The 21,137-nt window shown below is 51.4% G+C and carries 20 protein-coding genes; 12 read left to right on the forward strand and 8 right to left on the reverse strand.

What is annotated here, in order from left to right:
* Positions 1-61 precede the first annotated feature (61 nt).
* The 5 genes from yjfP (at position 62) to rplI (ending at position 2,402) form a co-directional block, all read left to right on the forward strand.
* Complete coding sequence (gene yjfP, locus CWS43_RS17015; RefSeq protein ID WP_101078288.1) at positions 62-820, forward strand: esterase; 759 nt, start codon at positions 62-64, stop codon at positions 818-820.
* A 142-nt stretch (positions 821-962) separates the two neighbouring features.
* Complete coding sequence (rpsF, locus tag CWS43_RS17020; protein ID WP_013573776.1) at positions 963-1,355, forward strand: 30S ribosomal protein S6; 393 nt, start codon at positions 963-965, stop codon at positions 1,353-1,355.
* 5 nt (positions 1,356-1,360) lie between these two features.
* Positions 1,361-1,678 (forward strand): primosomal replication protein N, encoded by a 318-nt coding sequence (gene priB / locus CWS43_RS17025; protein WP_101078289.1) that lies wholly within the window; start codon positions 1,361-1,363, stop codon positions 1,676-1,678.
* Between the two features lie 4 nt (positions 1,679-1,682).
* Complete coding sequence (rpsR, locus tag CWS43_RS17030; protein WP_002210155.1) at positions 1,683-1,910, forward strand: 30S ribosomal protein S18; 228 nt, start codon at positions 1,683-1,685, stop codon at positions 1,908-1,910.
* Positions 1,911-1,949: 39 nt separating this feature from the next.
* Entirely contained in the window at positions 1,950-2,402 is a 453-nt protein-coding gene (rplI, locus tag CWS43_RS17035) for a 50S ribosomal protein L9 (protein WP_101078290.1), read from the forward strand.
* Between the two features lie 96 nt (positions 2,403-2,498).
* Here rplI and CWS43_RS17040 read toward each other — a convergent pair whose 3' ends face one another.
* Positions 2,499-3,206: an OapA family protein gene (locus CWS43_RS17040; RefSeq protein ID WP_101078291.1), complete on the reverse strand. Its 708-nt coding sequence runs from the start codon at positions 3,204-3,206 to the stop codon at positions 2,499-2,501.
* A 255-nt stretch (positions 3,207-3,461) separates the two neighbouring features.
* Here CWS43_RS17040 and fklB point away from each other — a divergent pair, with 255 nt between their 5' ends.
* On the forward strand, positions 3,462-4,082 hold the full coding sequence (gene fklB / locus CWS43_RS17045) for an FKBP-type peptidyl-prolyl cis-trans isomerase (protein WP_095923686.1): 621 nt from the start codon (positions 3,462-3,464) through the stop codon (positions 4,080-4,082).
* A gap of 89 nt (positions 4,083-4,171) precedes the next feature.
* Here the strand turns inward: fklB and ytfE are convergent, their stop codons facing one another.
* Together ytfE and CWS43_RS17055 are read right to left on the reverse strand one after the other, a co-directional pair.
* Entirely contained in the window at positions 4,172-4,837 is a 666-nt protein-coding gene (ytfE, locus tag CWS43_RS17050; protein ID WP_101078292.1) for an iron-sulfur cluster repair protein YtfE, read from the reverse strand.
* Between the two features lie 123 nt (positions 4,838-4,960).
* The gene (locus CWS43_RS17055; protein WP_101078293.1) at positions 4,961-6,910 is read right to left on the reverse strand and encodes a bifunctional 2',3'-cyclic-nucleotide 2'-phosphodiesterase/3'-nucleotidase; all 1,950 of its coding nucleotides are present in this window, start codon (positions 6,908-6,910) and stop codon (positions 4,961-4,963) included.
* A 199-nt stretch (positions 6,911-7,109) separates the two neighbouring features.
* On the opposite strand from CWS43_RS17055, the gene cysQ reads away from it, so the two are divergent.
* Positions 7,110-7,856, forward strand: coding sequence for a 3'(2'),5'-bisphosphate nucleotidase CysQ (gene cysQ / locus CWS43_RS17060; RefSeq protein WP_101078294.1), 747 nt, complete (start codon positions 7,110-7,112; stop codon positions 7,854-7,856).
* 35 nt (positions 7,857-7,891) lie between these two features.
* Here cysQ and CWS43_RS17065 read toward each other — a convergent pair whose 3' ends face one another.
* The gene (locus tag CWS43_RS17065) at positions 7,892-8,449 is read right to left on the reverse strand and encodes a YtfJ family protein (RefSeq protein WP_101078295.1); all 558 of its coding nucleotides are present in this window, start codon (positions 8,447-8,449) and stop codon (positions 7,892-7,894) included.
* A gap of 310 nt (positions 8,450-8,759) precedes the next feature.
* Between CWS43_RS17065 and CWS43_RS17070 the strand changes: the two genes are divergently transcribed.
* Positions 8,760-8,966: a DUF1107 domain-containing protein gene (locus CWS43_RS17070; RefSeq protein WP_101078296.1), complete on the forward strand. Its 207-nt coding sequence runs from the start codon at positions 8,760-8,762 to the stop codon at positions 8,964-8,966.
* 84 nt (positions 8,967-9,050) lie between these two features.
* Here CWS43_RS17070 and CWS43_RS17075 read toward each other — a convergent pair whose 3' ends face one another.
* Both CWS43_RS17075 and msrA read right to left on the reverse strand, forming a co-directional pair.
* The gene (locus CWS43_RS17075) at positions 9,051-10,400 is read right to left on the reverse strand and encodes a hemolysin family protein (protein WP_101078297.1); all 1,350 of its coding nucleotides are present in this window, start codon (positions 10,398-10,400) and stop codon (positions 9,051-9,053) included.
* 240 nt (positions 10,401-10,640) lie between these two features.
* Positions 10,641-11,276 carry a peptide-methionine (S)-S-oxide reductase MsrA gene (gene msrA / locus CWS43_RS17080; protein WP_101078515.1) on the reverse strand — a complete coding sequence of 212 codons (636 nt, stop codon included), beginning with the start codon at positions 11,274-11,276 and terminating at the stop codon, positions 10,641-10,643.
* A gap of 329 nt (positions 11,277-11,605) precedes the next feature.
* Here msrA and CWS43_RS17085 point away from each other — a divergent pair, with 329 nt between their 5' ends.
* Genes CWS43_RS17085 through CWS43_RS17095 form a run of 3 tightly spaced genes read left to right on the forward strand, consistent with a single transcriptional unit; the run spans position 11,606 to position 17,479 of the window.
* A complete protein-coding gene (locus tag CWS43_RS17085; RefSeq protein WP_369825889.1) occupies positions 11,606-13,285 on the forward strand; it encodes an autotransporter assembly complex family protein in 1,680 nt (559 codons plus the stop codon).
* Positions 13,282-17,094, forward strand: a complete 3,813-nt coding sequence (locus CWS43_RS17090) for a translocation/assembly module TamB domain-containing protein (RefSeq protein ID WP_101078298.1) — start codon at positions 13,282-13,284, stop codon at positions 17,092-17,094. The genes CWS43_RS17085 and CWS43_RS17090 overlap by 4 nt, the downstream gene beginning before the upstream one ends.
* Positions 17,095-17,125: 31 nt before the next feature.
* Positions 17,126-17,479 (forward strand): gamma-glutamylcyclotransferase, encoded by a 354-nt coding sequence (locus CWS43_RS17095; RefSeq protein WP_101078299.1) that lies wholly within the window; start codon positions 17,126-17,128, stop codon positions 17,477-17,479.
* A 103-nt stretch (positions 17,480-17,582) separates the two neighbouring features.
* Here CWS43_RS17095 and ppa read toward each other — a convergent pair whose 3' ends face one another.
* Complete coding sequence (gene ppa, locus CWS43_RS17100) at positions 17,583-18,113, reverse strand: inorganic diphosphatase (RefSeq protein ID WP_101078300.1); 531 nt, start codon at positions 18,111-18,113, stop codon at positions 17,583-17,585.
* 316 nt (positions 18,114-18,429) lie between these two features.
* On the opposite strand from ppa, the gene CWS43_RS17105 reads away from it, so the two are divergent.
* Positions 18,430-20,001, forward strand: a complete 1,572-nt coding sequence (locus tag CWS43_RS17105) for a methyl-accepting chemotaxis protein (protein WP_101078301.1) — start codon at positions 18,430-18,432, stop codon at positions 19,999-20,001.
* Positions 20,002-20,122: 121 nt separating this feature from the next.
* Here the strand turns inward: CWS43_RS17105 and fbp are convergent, their stop codons facing one another.
* Positions 20,123-21,127 (reverse strand): class 1 fructose-bisphosphatase, encoded by a 1,005-nt coding sequence (fbp, locus tag CWS43_RS17110; protein WP_101078302.1) that lies wholly within the window; start codon positions 21,125-21,127, stop codon positions 20,123-20,125.
* Positions 21,128-21,137: the final 10 nt, after the last annotated feature.

Below are 21,137 nucleotides of genomic sequence, written 5' to 3' on the forward strand. Positions count from 1 at the left end.
GTAAAATAAAAATCAGACTGAAGCTAAACTCGTTTGCCAGAAGGCATAAAGGGAGTCACAGATGGTTGAGATGTACGAAGAAAATATTGACGGGATCCAGGTTATTCACGCAGTTCCTGCCGGGCAATATCAGCAGCAGCTCCCGACGATATTTTTCTATCACGGTTTTACCTCGTCGAAAGAAATTTACTCCTATTTTGGTTACACGCTGGCGAAGGCTGGTTTTCGCGTTATTTTGCCTGATGCCCGGCTTCATGGCGCGCGCGCTGATGGCGATGAGGCACGGCTGCTGGCCAATTTCTGGGGTATTTTGCAAGGCAATATTGAAGAGTTGCCGGTGCTGAAAGATCACTTTGTCGGCAAAGGTCTGGCGGACCCTGAAAGATTAGGCGTCGGCGGCGTATCGATGGGCGGAATGACGACGATGGCCGCGCTGGTAAAATTCCCGTGGGTGAAAGTGGCGGCGAATCTGATGGGCTCCGGATACTTTTCAAAATTATCGCACTCTCTTTTTCCGGCTTACGACACGCAAGACTCCGCGCAACGCGACGCGTTTGAACGTGAATTTGCACCGTTACTCAGCCTGGATATCAGCGGAAAAACGGCCTTAATCGCCGGGAAACCGTTGTTTGTCTGGCATGGCGAACAGGATGATGTCGTCCCGTTCGGCGAAAGTCAGCGCCTGCGGCAGGAACTCGCAGAGAATGGTGCGGATGCGAACCTGACGTTTATATCAGAAGCGGAAGCGAAGCATAAAGTGTCGGTGAATGCGCTGGCGAAAAGTACGGCATTCTTCGCCGCAAAGCTGTTGAAAAATTAATCTGCCTTTCTCCTTGAGTTTCCCACAGGCTGTACATATAATTGCGCGTCATTTTTTCGACCGCACAACAAACACGTTCCTTGCTTCCATGGGCCGCGGTTGACCCTGACAGGAGGCTGAATAATCCGTAAGGAGCAATTCGATGCGTCATTACGAAATCGTTTTTATGGTTCACCCTGACCAAAGCGAACAGGTTCCGGGCATGATCGAGCGTTACAGTGCAGTAATCACTAACGCTGCTGGTCAGATTCACCGTCTGGAAGACTGGGGCCGCCGTCAACTGGCTTACCCGATCAACAAACTGCACAAAGCTCACTACGTTCTGCTGAACGTTGAAGCTCCGCAGGAAGCGATCGATGAGCTGGAAACTAACTTCCGCTTCAACGACGCCGTTATCCGTAGCATGGTTATGCGTACTAAACACGCGGTAACTGAAGCATCTCCAATGGTTAAAGCAAAAGACGAACGTCGTGATCGCCGTGAAGACTTTGCTGAAGCTAACGATGATGCTGAAGCTGGGGATTCTGAAGAGTAATTGCCGTGACGGCGAATCGTCTGGTGTTGTCAGGCACTGTGTGCAAGACCCCCATTCGTAAAGTCAGTCCTTCGGGCATTCCTCACTGCCAGTTTGTGCTTGAGCACCGCTCGCAGCAGCAGGAAGCCGGATTTAGCCGACAAGCATGGTGCAGAATGCCCATCGTTGTCAGCGGACAAGCGTCACAAGCATTAACTCACAGTATAACGGTCGGCACGCAACTCACTGTTACCGGATTCATTAGTTGCCATCAAGGGCGCAATGGACTGAATAAAGTGGTGTTACATGCCGAGCAGATTGATTTGATAGATTCTGGAGACTAGCCTAATGGCACGTTATTTCCGTCGTCGCAAGTTCTGCCGTTTCACCGCGGAAGGCGTTGTAGAGATTGATTACAAAGACATCGCTACGCTGAAAAACTACATTACCGAAAGCGGTAAAATTGTCCCGAGCCGTATTACCGGTACTCGTGCAAAATACCAGCGTCAGCTCGCTCGTTGCATCAAGCGCGCACGCTACCTTTCTCTGTTGCCATACACTGATCGTCATCAGTAATCGGCAACTGTCAATTAACGACTCTGAGAGGATAAGGTAATGCAAGTTATTCTGCTTGATAAAGTAGCAAACCTGGGCAGCCTGGGTGATCAAGTTAACGTTAAAGCGGGCTACGCTCGTAACTTCCTGGTACCACAGGGCAAAGCTGTTCCTGCTACCAAGAAAAACGTTGAATTTTTCGAAGCACGCCGTGCAGAGCTGGAAGCTAAACTGGCTGACGTTCTGTCCGCTGCTGAAGCTCGCGCAACTAAAATCAACGAACTGGGTTCAGTAACCATCGCGTCTAAATCAGGCGACGAAGGTAAACTGTTCGGCTCTATCGGTACTCGCGATATCGCTGATGCAGTCACTGCTGCTGGTGTTGAAGTTGCTAAAAGCGAAGTTCGTTTGCCGAATGGCGTCCTGCGTACTACTGGTGACCACGAAGTGGAATTCCAGGTACACAGCGATGTGTTCGCTAAACTGAACGTGATCGTGGTTGCTGAAGCGTAATTACGCTGAGGTAAACCAGTGAAACGCCGGCCTTGTGCCGGCGTTTTGCTTTTCTGCGCTTGGGTTTTTCTGTGTGCGGAAAAGAGCTTTAGAAGATCAGTTACTGCGCTGGAAACTGCCGTCCGGCTGGCGCGTAAAGGTCACCGTCACATTCTGGTCCGTCGTCACCTGTAACGCCGTGACCACGCCCTGCGCATCACGCTGAATTTTCACCTGCTGGCCCGTTTTGAGCGTACTCAGCGGTTTATCAGCACCTTCGACCCGCGCCATAGAAAACACATCATTCACGGCCATGTTGTTATCACGGAACAACTGGGCCAACGTCTGACCCGACTGAACCTGATAACTGCGCCATGTGCCGTTATTATCATTGGCCTGTGGCGAAACCGGATCGGGCTGCGCCATCTGAGTTGTGCGGCCCTGATCGTTACGCAAATCAGCCTGCATCGGAATACTGGCAGGTTGTTGCGGTTGCGAAGGTGCGTAAGTATTTTCCGGCGTATAAGGCCAAAGCAGTGCCAGAAGGATCACCACAACACTGATAATAATGCCGCGTCGGTGCGCATAAGGCAGGGGCGACATCCAGTGGAAACCGTCACTCATATGCCAGATTTTGCTGAGCAGCGTTTTGCTTTTCATAACAGCAGAAGAAGAACGCCCAGTTTGTTCGGTAATTTCTTCCTCTTCGTTTTCAGCTTGCGCTGTCGTGTCTTGCATCGGCCTTTTCATAATGGCAATCCAGGATCTCAACATAGGTTGATAAATACGGACGGCTTTCCTTCTCCTGGGCGGGATTCTGCCCATGACGACCTCTCTTGTTAACTCTTGTAATGTCGACTGCCTGTTGCTGCCTAGTATAGCCGTTTAACTGCTTGATGCGGAAAGGGGCAAAGCACAAATATCGCTCAAACGATGGGTTAAGCGGCTTCAAAAGCGAAAAATTTATCGAAAGAGAGAAGGAACTGCGCATGCCGTCATGTTGCCTCACAGAGGATTTTACGCAAAAGCCTTGCGCTGCTATGCTGCGCCTTCGACATTTTTAAGAGCTAAGGAAAATTCATGACTACCCCTTCATTTGACAGCGTAGAAGCGCAGGCAAGTTACGGTATCGGCCTGCAGGTCGGTCAACAGTTGCAGGAATCAGGTTTGCAGGGCTTAGAGCCTGACGCACTGCTGGCAGGCTTACGCGACGCGCTGGAAGGGAATACGCCAGCCGTTCCTGTTGATGTGGTTCACCGCGCACTGCGTGAAGTCCACGAGCGCGCTGATGCTGTTCGTCGTGAACGTCAGGAAGCTCTGGCTGTTCAGGGGCAGGAGTTCCTGGCCGCCAATGCGCAGCGCGAAGGTGTAAGCAGCACCGAATCCGGCCTGCAATTCTCTGTGATTACTCAGGGCGAAGGCACTATCCCGGGCCGTCAGGACCGCGTACGTGTTCACTACACCGGTAAACTGATCGACGGCACTGTGTTCGACAGCTCCGTACAGCGTGGCGAGCCGGCTGAATTCCCGGTTAACGGCGTGATTGCTGGCTGGATTGAAGCACTGACTCTGATGCCAGTAGGCTCTAAATGGGAACTGTACATCCCTCATAACTTGGCTTACGGCGAACGTGGTGCGGGTGCCTCCATCCCTCCATACAGCGCTCTGGTCTTCGAAGTTGAGCTGTTAGAAATTCTGTAATTCCTCGCGGAAACCAGAAACGAAAAGGGCGCATTTGCGCCCTTTTTTCATCTTTGTCTTTTACGGACTGCTGCTTTCGGATAGCGGAATCATTCGCCGCATAAAGCCCGCGGGAACAGCAGATTATTTTCCAGATGGATATGTTCCATGAGGTCGGTGATGAATTCGTTAATCCCGGCATACAGCGCACGCCAGGTGACACAGGCACCTTCTGGCGGCGTCACGTTATTGGTCAGCCGTTTGATTTCTTCCAGAATATCACCCGCATCATCATGCTCACGTTCCATCACTGAAATTGGACCGGCAGCCTGACGGCCCATTCCGCCGCGAATCATTGGGAACAGAATCTGTTCTTCTTTCATCATGTGCTGGGTCAGTTCGTCGAGGATCAACTGCAGCTGAACCGCCAGACCGTGCGGGCAGGGCAGTTTGTCACCATGAACGCGTTCGACTTTATCCGCCATCAGCACCAGCTCCGGCAGTTCCTGACGGTGACGATCGTGATAACGCGGAATAATGAAATCGATGATGTCCGCCAGCGGCGCGGTTTTCCAGTCTGTGGAAGTGTCCGGTTGCTGTGCAATTTCAGCAAGTTGCTGCTCAATTGCATCAATATCCAGCTCTTTTTTGGTTACGGCACGCAGGAGTGTTTGTTTGCCTCCGCAGCAGAAATCCAGATCGTACTGACGGAACAGGCGGGTTGCACGCGGAATGGCAACGGCCAGAGCGCCAAGAGGTTGGTCGCGATAGTCCATGATGAAGCCTCGTTAAATGAAGATGTTTATAACATGCATTATAAATGCATGTTTAAGGCAAGGCTATAGCTCAAAGGAAGTACAGAAAGAAAAAACGCTCCCGAAGGAGCGTTGAGTGAAAGGCTATTTTTGCAAATCGACCTGATAAACCTCAAAGCCGATATCGTCCGTGCCTTTTGCGGTGACAGGATATTGCGCGTGAGATTTGATGAAGGTTGCGGCTTTGTCGCCCGGCGATGTCTCGAAGCGGATATCCAGCGGCTGCGGCGCTTTAATTGTTGACAGCTTCCAGTTATTGTCCGCCGTTGGCGTAACCGCACCGTGCTTTTTGGTTTCTGCGCTGATGTACGCGGCTACCACAGAACGGTTTTCATCCGGTGACGCGAAGGCAATATGCTTATCGCCGGTGCCCGCAAATTTTCCGCCGTAGGCACGGTAGTTGTTTGTGGCGACCAGGAAAGTCGCTTTCAGATCGATAGGCTTACCGTTAAACGTCAGGTTTTTAATGCGCTCAGCATCTTTGTTGATGAGCGTACATTCGCCGTCATATTTCGCCGGCTGGCTGATATCAATCTGATAATTCACGCCATCGATCACGTCGAAGTTATAGGTACGGAATCCGTCCCAGTTAATCAGCGACTGTGGCTTAGTGCTGTTCACATCAATCTGATTAAACTGCCCGGCGGAGCATTCCAGCCAGTCTTTCACTTCCTGTCCGGTGACTTTCATCACCACCAGCGTATTCGGATAAAGATACAAATCGGCGGCATTACGGAAAGTCAGCTCGCCTTTTTCCACTTCGACATAACTGGCCGGATCGTTTTTACGCCCGCCCACTTTGAACGGTGCGGCAGCGGATAATACCGGCAGATTCGCTAAATCTGGATCGCCCTGAATGAAGTGTTCGGTGTAGGCCTTCTGCGCATTGTTGACAATTTGCACCGTCGGATCGTCCTGCACCAGCGCCAGATAGCTATACATATTATCGTTCGATTTGCCGATGGGCTTGCTGACAAATTCTCGTGTCGCGTCATGTGAAGGCGCGAGGACTTTCACCAGATCCTGATCTTCAGCGGCCAGCGATTTCTTCTGCACTTTGTCATAAATCGGGCGCGCTTCTGCCTTTGCGGTTTCCACTTTCCAGTTGCCGCCGTCGTTATTTAAGACCATATCAACCACGCCCAGATGGTCGCCCCACATGCCCGGCATCACCGCCGGAATGCCATTCAGCGTTCCCTGTTTGATGTCCGCGCCTTTGATATTGGCAAACTCTTCGCTCGGGAAAACGGCATGCGCGTGACCGAACATGATGGCGTCGATGCCTTTCACCTGGCTCAGGTAATACACCGAGTTTTCGGCCATGGTTTTGTACGGATCGCCGGACAGGCCGGAGTGGGGGATGGCGACAATAATGTCCGCGCCCTGTTTTCGCATCTCCGGGATCCATTTTTTTGCGGTCTCTGTAATATCCGCAACGGTGACTTTGCCTTGTAAATTCGCTTTGTCCCAGACCATGATTTGCGGCGGAACAAAACCGATATAACCGATGCGCAGAGTATGCGTTTTGCCGTCACGATCTTTCACCGCGTTATCGGTAATGAGGAAAGGGGTGAACAGCGGCTTACCGGTTTTATCGTCGATGACGTTGGCGTTAACGTAAGGGAATTTCGCTCCGGCCAGCGCTTTTTTCAGGTAATCCAGCCCGTAGTTAAATTCGTGGTTACCCAGGTTGCCGACCGCGTAATCCAGCGTATTCATTGCCAGATAAACGGGATGAACATCACCCTGTTTCAGGCCTTTTGCTGCCATGTAATCGCCCAGCGGGCTGCCCTGAATGATGTCGCCGTTATCAACTAACACGGAGTTAGTCACTTCGTTTCGCGCGGCGTGGATCAGGCTGGCGGTGCGTACCAGCCCAAATTTATCCGTTGGTTTATCCTTATAGTAATCGAAATCCATCATGTTGCTGTGCAGGTCCGTGGTTTCCATGATGCGCAGATCCACCTGTGCAGCCCCCGCTGATGTAGCGACCAGCGTAGCTAACAGGGATAACGTCAGATGACGTTTATTCATTGCCTTATCTCCAGAGAAAGGGGTAATACCCGGAAAAGAAAAACCGGATAGGTATCTCAAAATTCGCTGATAATGTAATCAGTTGTCATAAATAAATGTGAGATGTAACAACTTTATGACGCATGCACATTACGTGATAGCTATTCAGGGCAAAAAAAACTAGGCTTTAGAAATGAGAATCAAAGTACTGAGGTAAAAGATGTTAGAGCAAATTTGTCAGTTAGCACGCGAGGCGGGCGACGCCATTATGGCGGTGTATGACGGAGAGCAGCCGCTCGATGCGCGTCATAAAAAAGACGATTCACCGGTCACGGCAGCTGATATTGCCGCGCATAACGTGATTAAGGCCGGTTTGCAAAAGCTGGATCCGCAGACGCCGATGCTGTCGGAAGAAGATCCGCAAAGCTGGAGTGAGCGTCAGACCTGGACGCGTTACTGGCTGGTCGATCCGCTGGACGGTACCAAAGAATTCCTGAAGCGTAACGGTGAATTCACCGTCAATATCGCGCTGATCGAAGATGGCGTTCCGGTGCTGGGCGTGGTGTATGTTCCGGTAACCAAAGTGATGTACAGCGCCGCAGAAGGCAAGGCGTGGAAAGAAGATCAGGGTGAACGCCAGCAGATCGAAGTGAAAGAAGCCCATCCGCCACTGGTGGTGGTCAGCCGCTCACATTTCAGCAATGACCCTGAATTGCAGGATTATCTGGCACAGTTAGGTGAGCATCAGACCGTGGCAATCGGTTCATCGCTGAAATTCTGCCTGGTGGCTGAAGGTTCTGCGCAGCTTTATCCGCGCTTCGGGCCGACCAATATCTGGGATACCGGTGCCGGGCACGCCGTGGCGCTGGCCGCAGGTGCGCAGGTGCATGACTGGAAAGGGCAGACGCTGGCCTATACGCCGCGTGAATCTTTTCTCAATCCGGGCTTCCGGGTTTCTCTCTTCTGACGTTAAGACCCCGGTTCAGGCCGGGGTTTTTCTCATTACTCTTTGACCAGCTGATCAACCAGTGTAATTACCTGTTGCACTTCCTGCGGCGTCAGTTGCCCGTCTTTGGCAAATTTCACTACGCCATTTTTATCGAGCACGATAACTGCTGAACTTTCGGGTTGTAACTCCCACGCTTTTTTCACCACGCCGTTGCTGTCGACTATCACCTGTGACCACGGAAATTCACGTTTGCCACTTTCAATGCTTTTACGCACGAACAGGCCTGTGCCGATGATTGCGTCGTCAGTGTTAACGATAGTGGTGGTCTGGTATCGGTCGTGCGGCAAGCTGGCTGCGCGGATGGCAGTGATCAGCGGTTCATTGAGCGCTTTAGCACTGCTTCTCCCCGCCATGTGCTGCACGATGCGGACTTTGCCTGGCAGCCTCGCGCTGTTCCATTTGCTGTAGCTGAACTGGTCATTGACGTCGTTAAGCTCACCTTTATCGTCAACACCAACAGGGGCAACACGTTGCCCGACAGTGAAATTATGAGCAGACGCAAAAAGTGAAAATGTCATAAAAGTGATCACAAGCAGACTTCTAAGAAGCATAGATTCTCCGGGGCGCAAAAGAACAGACCTGCCAATCATAGGATCGCTTAAGTGGTCTGTCCTGTTGAAATGTTAATAATGTGTTGCGCGTTACAAAAAATACACACAATGAAGGGTTATACTGTGTGTGAACGTCAAGACTTAGGACAATACTGAAAAGCAATGTAAAAGCAGTTAAATATACTGGAAATACCCGACTGCCCTGCTATGTTATAGGTCTGTTCACTGCAAACAACTTTTTCTGTCCCGGTATCTGTCGCCTTGCGACGTGGCCGGCGCATGCAGTGATTTAACGGAGAAAAGTAAAAAAATGAGAATCTTCCAACGCTACAACCCGATGAAAGTCGCTAAGTACGTCAAGACGCTGTTTCGCGGACGTTTATACATCAAAGATGTCGGTGCATTTGAGTTCGACCAGGGCAAGATTTTGTTGCCAAAGATTCGTGATAAGCGTCACTTTAGTGTGATGTCTGAAGTTAACCGCCAGGTGACATCCCTGCAGGCGGAAATGGGTTAACGCCCCGCGCGTCTTCTGATGCATGCGCAAAAAAACGGCCTCTGATGAGGCCGTTAGTGTTTCCGGGATCCGGGTATTCTTTTATTACGCCTGCGCTTCTTTCTCTTCTTTCATTTCCTGCGGTGTTTTAGGCAGCAGCGGCGCAGCAGGCTGATCGATAATTCTTGTGACCAGGAGCTGATCAATTTTGTAGCTGTCGATATCCACAACTTCGAATTTATAACCGGCAAATTTTACAAAATCTGTACGCTTTGGAATTTTACGCAGCATGAACATCATGAAACCACCAATGGTTTCGTAGTTGCCAGACTGCGGGAATTCTTCGATATGCAACACTCGCATCACGTCTTCAATTGGCGTACCGCCTTCAATCAGCCATGAATGCTCATCACGCGCCACGATCTGTTCTTCCATACCCTGGCCGACAAGGTCGCCCATCAGTGTCGTCATCACGTCATTGAGCGTGATAATGCCTACCACCAGCGCGTATTCGTTGAGGATCACCGCAAAGTCTTCGCCCGCCGCTTTGAAGCTTTCCAGCGCTTCGGAGAGCGTCAGGGTATCGGGCACAATCAGCGCATTGCGGATTTGCACGCCGCTGCTCAGCATCAGGCTCTGATTACCCAGCACGCGGTTCAGTAAATCTTTGGAGTCGACGTAGCCGACGACCTGATCGATATGACCATCGCAGACCAGAAACTTGGAATGCGGGTGCGTGGCGATTTTCTCTTTGATGCTTTCTTCGCTTTCGCGCAGGTCAAAATAGATCACGCTTTCACGCGAGGTCATGGACGAAGGAACGGTACGTGATTCGAGCTCAAACACGTTTTCAATCAGTTCATGTTCCTGTTTACGCAGTACGCCTGCCAGTGCACCGGCCTCAAACACGGCATAAATGTCGTCGGTCGTAATGTCGTCATTACGCACCATCGGCAGTTTGAACAGGCGGAAAATCATGTTCGCCATGCCGTTAAAGAACCAGACCATCGGGCGGCAAATCATCAGACAGAAACGCATCGGGTTGACTATACGGACGGCAACCGACTCAGGTGAAATCATACCGATGCGCTTCGGCGTAAGGTCAGCAAACAGAATAAAGAGGCTGGTGACCAGTGCGAATGAGCAGATGAAACTGATTTGATCCGCCAGTTCAGGCGACATAAAGCGAACAAAGAAAGTCTGGAAAGCGGGGGAGAACGCGGCATCACCGACGATACCACCGAGGATAGCGACGGCATTCAGGCCAATCTGCACCACAGTAAAGAACAGGCCAGGGGTTTCCTGTAATTTCATTACGCGTGCGGCATTGACGTCTCCTTCGTCTGCCAACTGTTTAAGTTTGATTTTGCGGGAAGCGGCCAGCGATATCTCAGACAGCGAGAAAAAGGCACTGATCGCGATGAGTAAAAGAATCAGTAAAATACTGTTTAACATAATCTATCCGTTTAACACCGGGATGAACCGGCAGGGAAAGGCACTCATTATTTTTGTTGCTTAAACGAACATCTTTTTAATAAAAACCGGAGTAACCATTAAAAAGCGGTTCAGAAGAAAAAAGCATTAAAATTGAAAAAACAAAGATAATTGCCAGAAATAGTTTTAAAGGGCCACATTTGTGACCCGCATAGTATAGCAGCAGCACTGAGACTGCCGCCAGCGCTTAAAAATTCCGCATTATTGCGGCGGCAGGCAAACGCCAATTCCACCTAATCCGCAGTAACCCTCAGGGTTTTTATACAGATATTGCTGATGATCGTCTTCTGCATAATAGAACGGCAGGGCTTCAGTGATTTCCGTGGTAATGACACGCTTATCTTTCGCATCATCCATGGCTTGCTGGAAACTCGCCAGACTGGCCAGCGCCTGATCCTGTTGTTCTGCACTCAGGACATATAACGCAGAACGATACTGCGTGCCGATATCGCCACCCTGGCGCATACCCTGGGCGGGGTCATGATTCTCCCAGAAAATCTGCAACAGCTTCGCATAGCTGATAACGACGGGATCAAACACGACGCGGACGACTTCAGCGTGACCGGTCTGACCGGTGCAGACTTCCCGGTATGTCGGATTAGGGGTAAAACCGCCGCTATAACCGGCTGCTGTGCTGTAAACCCCATCCTGCTGCAAGAACAGACGCTCGACGCCCCAGAAACAACCCATCGCGAAAATGGCAACATCCATATTGTCTGGAACATGAGTCATAGAATGGCCATTCACTGCATGAGTGGTCGCGACAGGCATCGGGGTTATACGGCCAGGTAACGCATCTTCTTGATTTACGGACTGCGTTTTATCGGAAAGTTGCACCACGGAAAACTCCAGTTGTTGCTTTAATAAACAAGGTTTGTAACAAAAGGTCTTGGTGAATAACGGTGACCAAGAGATCAGTGTTAGTTGTATCTGATTGCGTCTTTGCACACAATACGGGGAGCGTTGCTGTGTCGTTGAACATTTTCAGGGGATTAGCACTAAAATGTTTTCATCAGACTTTAGAAAGATGAATCTGCCAAAGACGAGCGGATATTCTCCGGCAAGCATCGGATATTTTAACAGGACAGTAAAATTTAGCAGGAGTGCGTGTGCCACGATATCGTGAACTGGGTTTGTTATTTGTACTGCTGGCCCCCTCACTTTCCATGGCAGCGAAAGTGCGTTTGCAGCTGGAAGGCCTGGATGGCGAGTTAGAAAAGAACGTGCGCGTTCGTTTATCTTCTATTCAAAGTGACGAAGTTGGGGCTAACGGACGGTTCCGCGCGCGCGTGAGTACCGCTATTGAACAAGGGTTGCGGCCCCTGGGTTATTATTCCCCGACCATTGATTTTGATTACCGCGAAACACCGCCGCCCGGCAGGCCAGTGCTGATTGCCAAAGTGACGCCCGGTACGCCGGTTAAAATTGCGGGTACTCACGTCGTCATTGAGGGTCAGGCATCTAAAGATAACGAATTTGAAAAACTGAAAGAAACCGACGTTCCTGCTGTAGGTACGATTTTAAATCACGGTACCTATGACAATTTCAAAAGCTCGCTGACGGGTATTGCGCTGCGCAAAGGTTACTTTGATGCGAATATGCGTAAAAGTCAGCTTGGTGTCATCGAAGACGAACATAAAGCCTTCTGGGATATTCAGTTCGATAGTGGCGAACGCTACCGCTTTGGCGACGTTCATTATCAGGGCTCGCAGATCCGTGAAGAATATCTGCAAAATCTGGTGCCATTCCATCAGGGTGATTTTTACACATCGGCGCAGCTGGCTGAGCTTAACCGCCGCCTGTCTGCCACCGGATGGTTTAACTCTGTTGTTGTGTCACCAGATTTTACTGATGCCAAAACGACGAAAACATTGCCACTGACTGCCGTGGTGACGCCGCGTACGGAAAATACCATCGAAACCGGTTTGGGCTATTCGACAGACGTCGGGCCTCGTGTAACGGCAAACTGGAAAAAACCTTGGGTTAACGATCGCGGGCAAAGCTTTGAAACCTCGACAACGCTGTCTGCGCCAGAACAGTCCCTGGACTTCTCGTATAAGATCCCGCTGCTGAAATCGCCACTTGAACAATACTATCTGCTGCAAGGCGGATTTAAGCGTGAAGACCTGAATGACACTAAATCAGACTCAACGCTGGTAACGGCATCGCGCTACTGGGATCTCTCGAGCGGCTGGCAGCACGCGATTAACCTGCGCTGGAGTCTCGACCACTTTACACAAGGCAGTGTCACCAACACCACGATGCTGATTTATCCGGGTGTCAGCCTCAACCGTACACGTCAGCGCGGTGGCCTGATGCCGACCTGGGGCGATTCACAGCGCTATTCTCTGGATGTCTCTGATACCACCTGGGGTTCGGATGTCGATTTTGCCGTGGTTCAGGCGCAAAACGTCTGGATCCGCACGCTGGCGGAAAAGCATCGTTTCGTTTTTCGCGGCAATCTGGGCTGGATTGAAACGAATGACTTTGAGCGGGTGCCTCCTTCCCTGCGCTTCTTCGCGGGTGGTGATCGAAGCATCCGTGGCTATAAATACAAATCGATTTCCCCCCGTGATGATGAAGGCAAGCTGACGGGGGCCTCTTATCTCGGCACCGGTTCTGTGGAATATCAGTACAACGTGACCGGAAAGTGGTGGGGCGCGGTGTTTGTCGACTCCGGTGAAGCGGTGAATGACATTACGCAAAGCGATTTCAAAACCGGTGCGGGCGTAGGCGTGCGCTGGGCTTCACCGATCGGCCCGGTGAAATTAGATGTGGCCGCACCTGTCGGCGACAAAGATGAGCATGGATTGCAGTTTTATATCGGTTTAGGTCCGGAATTATGAGTTTATTTAAGAAAATCTGCCTGGGTTTCCTGATTTTCCTGTTGCTGATCGTCAGCCTCCTGGCGTTTTTAGTCGGTACGCAAACAGGCCTGCATCTGATGATCAACGGCGCGAACCGTTTTGTGCCGGGGCTGAATATCGCCAGCACCGAAGGCGGATGGCGTGATCTGACGCTTAAAGGCGTGCATTACGAAATGCCGGGTGTTGACGTGAAAGCGGGGGAATTCCATCTTTCGCTCGATTTCTCTTGCCTGAAAAACAGCGCGCTCTGTGTTAACGCGCTTCGCGTGAAAGATGTCAATGTGGTCGTTAATACCAAAGAGATGACGCCTGCGGCTCAACCTGTGCCGGAAAGCGGGGAGCCGCTGACCAATCTCAGCACGCCGTATCCGATTACGTTGCGCGTGCTGACGCTGGATAATATCAACGTGACGCTCGATGACCGGGCGATTTCTCTGGCGTCATTCCGCACCGGCGCGCACTGGGAAGGGCGGTCGATTCAGCTGATGCCAACGCACATCGGCGGGTTGCTGATTGCCTTGCCGAAAACGCCGGTCAATCCGTTACCCGAAGTGGTTCAGGCGGCGCAGGACAAAGCGGTCGAAAAGGCTACCGGGAAACCCGCTGAACCGGCCGTAGTCGTACCTGAAAAGCCACTCGGTGAAACCTTACAGGAGCTGTTTGCCAAACCGCTGCTGCCTGAATTGCCTGATTTCCGTTTACCGGTCGATCTGGATATTCAGCAGATCCTGGGTGAAAACCTGCGTCTGACTGGTGACACCGATGTACTGATTACCCGTTTTGAGCTGAAGGCCAGTACGCAAAATCAAATCGTTAAGCTTGATAAATTGCAGGTACGTTCGCCACAGGGTTCGCTGGACGGCATCGGGCAGGCGACGCTGAATCAAAACTGGCCGGTGGACATGACGGTCAATACCGCCGTCAATCTCGATCCGCTTAAAGGCGAGAAAATCAAACTCAAAATCGCCGGGGGACTGCGCGATAAGCTCGATGTCGGGCTGAATCTTTCCGGCCCGGTACGTGCTCAGCTGGCGTTACAGACTCAGCTGGCGGAAGCCGGACTGCCGCTGGATCTGAAACTCAGCAGCGATGCGTTGCAGTGGCCGCTGACCGGCACGCCGCAGTATCAGGTGAAAGGCTTCAAACTGAATTTCAGCGGCAAAGCGACGGATTATGCGCTTTCGCTGCGTTCTGATTTCAAAGGCGATCAGATACCGCCCGCCACGCTGACCGTCGACGGTAAAGGGAACGTGGAGCAATTCAAACTGACGTTGCTGCGTCTGGCGGCGCTGGAAGGGAATACGGATCTGACCGGCGTGGTCGACTGGAGCAAAGCGATCAGCTGGAACAGCGAACTGAAACTGACGGGAATTAACACCGCCAGACAGTGGCCGGACTGGCCAGCGAAGTTGCAGGGAAAAATTACCACGCGCGGCAGCCTGTACGGCGGTACGTGGCAGATGCAGGTTCCGGTGCTGGACCTGACCGGTAACGTCAAACAAAACGCCGTCAAAGCGCAAGGCAATGTGCGCGGAAACAGCTACGGTCAGTGGGATATTCCGCAACTGCATCTTGAACTGGGCCGCAACAATCTGGACGTGAAAGGCAAGCTCAGCGACACCTGGAATCTGGACGCCAAAGTGGATGCGCCGCATCTCGATGGCGCACTACCGGGGTTGGGTGGCGTAGTGAAAGGAATGCTGCAACTGCGCGGTGACCTGAAAGCGCCGAAGCTGCTGGCCGACCTGACCGCTACCGGCCTGAAATGGCAGGCGCTGACGGTGCGCCGCGTGGATGTGAAGGGCGACGTCAGTTCCACCGACCAGATTCAGGGTAACCTTGCGGTGCGTGTTCAGCAGCTTAAACAGGATGCGCTGGATATTTCAGATATCAATCTGGAAGCCAAAGGCAACGAAAATCAGCATCAGCTGACGCTGAAGGTGGATGGCAAACCGGTATCCGGCCGTCTGGCGCTGACCGGCAGTTTTGACCGCGCAACCGAAGAATGGAAAGGCAATATCAATAATACGTCGTTTGATACGCCGGTCGGGCAGTGGCGTCTCAACCGTTCTATCGCACTGGATTATTTCAATAAAGAGCAACGAATTACCGTCGGGCCACATTGCTGGCAGAACCCGAATGCAGATTTATGCGTGCCGAAAACCATCGATGCCGGTGCCAGCGGGCAGGCCAGCGTGGTGCTTAACCGTTTTGATCTGGCCATGCTCAAACCCTTCCTCACCGATGATACGCAACTGAGCGGAACGTTCAGCGGCAAAGCTGACGTGAGCTGGAAAGCCGAAAGCAGCCTGCCGCAGGCCAGTGTTTCGCTGGTGGGCAAAGGTGTGAAAGTGCAGCAACTGGTGCAGGGAAATCCGTTGCCGGTGGCGTTCGACACGCTGAACCTGAATGCCGGGCTAAACAATGGCCGGGCAAATCTCGACTGGCTGATCAAAATTGCCAACAACGGGCAACTGGACGGCAATATCCAGATCGCCGATCCGCAGGGGAAACGTAATCTCAGCGGGAATGTAAATATTGCCCGTATTTCAATGGCATTGCTGCAACCTGCACTGATGGATGGCGAGAAAGCTTCCGGTATCCTGAATGCCAATCTTCGCCTCGGCGGTGATGCGCAGAAACCGCAGGTCTTCGGCAAGCTGGCGCTGACCGGCGTGGATTTCGACGGGCAGTTTATGCCGTTCGATATCACGGATGCCAATATCAATATCAATTTCAACGGTATGTCGTCGATTATGGAAGGCGTCATCAAAACCGCTCAGGGCCAGCTGGCACTGAACGGGAATGCCGACTGGAGTGTCATTAACGCATGGCGTGCACGCATTGCGGCGCGTGGCGATCGCGTGCGGGTTTCGGTGCCGCCGATGGTGCGTCTGGACGTTTCACCAGATTTAGTGTTTGATGCCACACCGCAATTGTTCTCGCTCAACGGTACTGTTGATATTCCGTGGGCACGGATTACGGTGCAGGAATTGCCGGAGAGCGCTGTCGGGGTATCGTCGGACGAAGTCATGCTGAATGATCAGCGCCAGCCGATCGCGCCAGCAAGTACATCCATCCCGATCAACAGCAATCTGATGGTGAATATCGGTAAGGATGTACGCCTTGATGCTTTCGGCCTGAAAGCCCGGCTGGAAGGCGCGCTGAAGGTCGCGCAGGACAGTCGTGGTTTGGGACTGAACGGGCAAATCAATATTCCGTCCGGACGTTTCCACGCCTATGGGCAGGATCTGATTGTGCGTAAAGGGCAGTTGTTATTCTCCGGTCCGGCAGACCAGCCGTTACTGAATCTGGAAGCGATCCGTAACCCGGAGGCGACAGAAAATGACGTTGTGGCCGGTTTACGCGTCACCGGCGAGGCCGATGCACCTAAACTTGAAATATTCTCAGATCCGGCAATGTCGCAGCAGGAAGCCTTGTCCTACCTGCTTCGCGGGCAGGGATTAGATAATTCCGGTGGTGACAGTGGTGCAATGACCTCAGCTCTTATCGGGTTAGGGGTTGCGCAAAGTGGTAAACTTGTGGGTAAAATCGGCGAGGCATTCGGTGTCAGCAACCTGGCGCTGGATACTCAGGGCGTTGGGGACAGTTCTCAGGTGGTGGTCAGTGGTTATGTTTTACCGGGGTTACAGGTGAAATATGGCGTCGGGATATTCGACTCACTGGCGACTCTGACTCTGCGCTATCGGTTGATGCCTAAGCTCTACCTGCAGGCTGTATCGGGCATCGATCAGGCATTAGATTTGCTCTATCAGTTTGAGTTTTAACTCATGTGACTTTTACTATACGAATATAAACATGCGAATAATTGTTTACGGCAGTTTACGACGCAAGCAAGGCAACAGTCATTGGATGACGAATGCTCAATGGCTGGGTGACCATGAGCTGGAAGGATATGCTCTGTATAATCTGGGGCATTACCCTGCTGTAATTCCAGGGGAAGGAAAGGTTTATTGCGAAGTTTACCGCATTAACTCGTCAATCATGGCTGAGTTGGATGAACTGAAAAGTAATACGAAAGATTACCGTCGTGAGCTGATTTCGACACCTTATGGCAGCGCCTGGATTTATCTCTATATTCGCTCACTGGATGGTGTGCCGAGAATTGAGGGTGGCGACTGGGTGAAGCGTAACGAACCGGTTAACGAATAATCTGAGCAGGGTTGTCAGAAATATAGTCGTTACCAGGCAATGTGTTATACATAAAAAAACACCGTCCAGTGGACGGTGTTTTTTTTCGTGCCGCAGAAAACAATTACTTGTTTTTAGCGCGCTCGAAAGAGCTCACGATTTCAGCTTTTGCAGCAGCAGCATCAGCCCAACCGTCAACTTTCACCCATTTGCCTTTTTCCAGCGCTTTGTATTGCTCGAAGAAGTGAGTGATCTGGCCGCGCAGCAGTTCTGGCAGGTCGTTCACATCTTTGATGTGATCGTATTCTTTGCTCAGTTTAGTGTGCGGAACTGCAACAACTTTCGCATCTTCGCCAGATTCGTCAGTCATTTTCAGAACGCCAACCGGACGGCAGCGGATCACAGAACCTGGTTGCAGCGGGTATGGCGTTGGAACCAGTACGTCAACCGGGTCACCGTCCAGAGACAGCGTGTGGTTGATGTAACCGTAGTTCGCAGGGTAGAACATTGCGGTAGACATGAAACGGTCTACGAACAGTGCGCCGGTGTCTTTATCAACTTCGTATTTGATAGGATCCGCGTTTGCCGGGATTTCGATAACTACGTAGATATCTTCTGGCAGTTCTTTGCCTGCCGGCACGTTCAGTAAGCTCATTGTTGGTTTCCTTCATTGAACCAGGAATAGAGTGCCGCACATTATAGCCAACTCTCCCGTGATTTCCCGCCCTTTTCGTCGTATCGCGTTTGCGTATTTTCCGGCACGACCTGCTGTTGGGGATCGGCAAAATCTTCAGAATTGGCAGTAAAGTTTACACATCCGTCACTTTTCCGTGTAACTGCCTGTTTTTACTTTTCTTATCAAGAGATTCAGTGGATTGCCGATAACAATATTCATATAAAAAATCAGGCAAACCTGATCCCTACCTCATTCGCAGTTTCTCCTTTTCACCTGAATAGCTGGATAACACCGTATGTTGAATAAGTTGAGCGTAAAAGCCGGTCTGATCGGCTTACTGGTCGTGATGACGTTGATTTTGTTGCTGGTTAGTATCCTGGGTGCTAATGCCATCCGGCAAAGTGCGACTTCGCTGCAAAAAATTAACCAGCTTCAGGGGGACGAACTGGGTTCGCTGGCCGACAGTTACAGTTTCTCACTGCGGACCCGTGTCGCCAGCGGTGTTGCTGTTCGCCAGCTGGAAATCGGCATGATGGATGACGCTAAATCCACCACCGACCGGATTGCCGGGTATATTAAACAGGCAGACACGGACCTGGCAAAATTCACCAGTATCCCGGACGACACGCAGCGCGGAAGGGATTTATCGGATGCGGTGAAAAAAGCTTACGATGCGTACAAGGCTAACGGCTTGGTACCACTCCTGGCGGCACTTCAGGCGCAAAGCGCTGACGGCTATTACGACGTGCTGGAAAACAAAATCACGCCATACAGCAATGCCTACGACAAAGCGCTGGCTGATTTCCGCGCTTACGCGGTGGACAATACCAGTCAACGTATTGAACAGGCGCGTGCTGATGCGAGCATCCAGCTGACCGTGATTGCCATTAGTTTCATCATCGCGCTGGTTATCGCTGTTTTAGCCTGGTTTGCCTTGCAAAAAATCATTATGCACCCGCTTAAGTTCTCGATTGCGCAGCTGGAACACATCGCTAAGGGCGATCTGACGCATGAAATTGATGACTCTCGTAATAACGAAATGGGGCGGTTGCTGAAAGCGATGAAGCAAATGCAGGATTCGCTGGCGCTTTCTGTAGGGCGCGTCCGTGATGCCGGGAATCAGATTGATGTAGGCTCCCGTGAACTGGCGGCAGGGAATGTCCATCTGGCGCAGCGTACGGAAGAATCTGCCGCTTCGCTGGAGGAAACGGCGGCGAGCATGGAACAGCTGACATCGACCGTACGCATGAATGCGGCGAATTCTGAACAGGCTAATCAGCTGGCGCAAAGCGTATCGACTATTGCGGGCAAAGGCAGTGAAGTCGTGAATCAGGTGATGGACAAAATGCAGGGTATTACCGACAGTTCGAAACGCATTGGCGACATTATTACCGTCATTGACGGCATTGCTTTCCAGACCAATATTCTGGCGTTGAATGCAGCTGTTGAAGCCGCACGTGCCGGTGAACAGGGGCGTGGTTTTGCCGTGGTCGCGGGTGAAGTGCGAAGCCTGGCACAACGTAGCGCACAGTCCGCCAAAGAGATTAAAGAGCTGATTGTCGATTCTGAAAACCGGGTTTCTGAAGGCTCGGTGATGGTGAAATCTGCCGCCGACACCATGCTGGAAATTTCCAGTGAAGTGACGCGGGTGACCAGCCTGATGCGTGAAATTTCCATTGCGACAACGGAGCAGACGCACGGTATCGAACAGGTGAATGTGGCGATTACACAGATGGATCAGGTTGCACAGCAGAATGCGGCGCTGGTCGAACAGGCGACGGCGGCCACGCGTTCTCTGGAAGAACAGGCACAACTGCTGGCGGAAAGTATGGCGGTGTTCAAACTGAACCGGCCTTCACATTACTAATGCTTTAAATCTTGAGGCAATAAAAAGGTGGCCCTAAAAAGCCACCTTTTTGCCTTTGTGAAACGCTAAGTTACAGAGGTATCACGTTCATTCTTCGATGATTCTTGAGTCAGATACAGGTTTATTCATCGGGGAATTTCGCGATAAAACGTTCCGCATCTTCAACCATTGAGCTGTTACCGACGAAGAACGGTGCGCGTTCGTGCAGTTTTTGCGGAATGATATCCAGAATTCGGTTTTTACCATCGCTGGCTTTGCCACCAGCCTGCTCAGCCAGGAAAGCCATCGGATTGCATTCATACAGCAGACGCAGTTTACCGTTTGGGTGGCTGGCGGTGCTCGGATAAATGTAGATGCCGCCTTTGAGCAGATTACGGTGGAAATCTGCTACCAGCGAACCGATATAGCGTGAAGTGTAAGGGCGTTGTGTTGCTTCATCCTGCTCCTGGCAATACTTAATGTACTTTTTAACGCCGAGAGGGAATTTGATGTAGTTGCCTTCATTGATTGAGTACATGTTGCCCTTTTTAGGGAAACAGACTTTTTCATGGGACAGACAGAATACACCCAGTGACGGATCGTAAGTAAACGCATGAACGCCCGCGCCGGTGGTATACACGAGCATGGTGGATGAACCATACACGACATAACCTGCGGCAACCTGGCGGTTCCCCGGTTGCAGGAAGTCTGCTTCCGTTACGGGCTGGCCCAACGGGGAAGTCCTGCGGTAAATCGAGAAAATCGTCCCGACCGAGACGTTAACGTCGATATTTGAGGAACCATCCAGTGGATCCATCAAAATCACGTATTTTGCATTTTCGGCGCGTTCACCCTCGAAAATAACAATTTCATCTTCTTCTTCTGACGCGATACCGGCAATTTCACCGCGCGCTTTCATGGCTGCTTTTAATTTTTCATTCGCGTACAGATCGAGTTTCATCTGCACTTCGCCCTGCACATTCTCTGCACCGCTGGTGCCCAGAATATCCACCAATCCCGCTTTATTGATATCGCGGTGAATGATTTTGGCGCCGAGTTTTATCGCTGAAAGCAACGCTGTCAGTTCACCGGTTGCATGTGGAAAATCTTGCTGCTTTTCAACAATAAATTCGCCTAACGTTTTCATGACACTTTCC

The sequence above is a fragment of the Rahnella sp. AA genome (assembly GCF_002834385.1).
Taxonomy (GTDB): domain Bacteria; phylum Pseudomonadota; class Gammaproteobacteria; order Enterobacterales; family Enterobacteriaceae; genus Rahnella.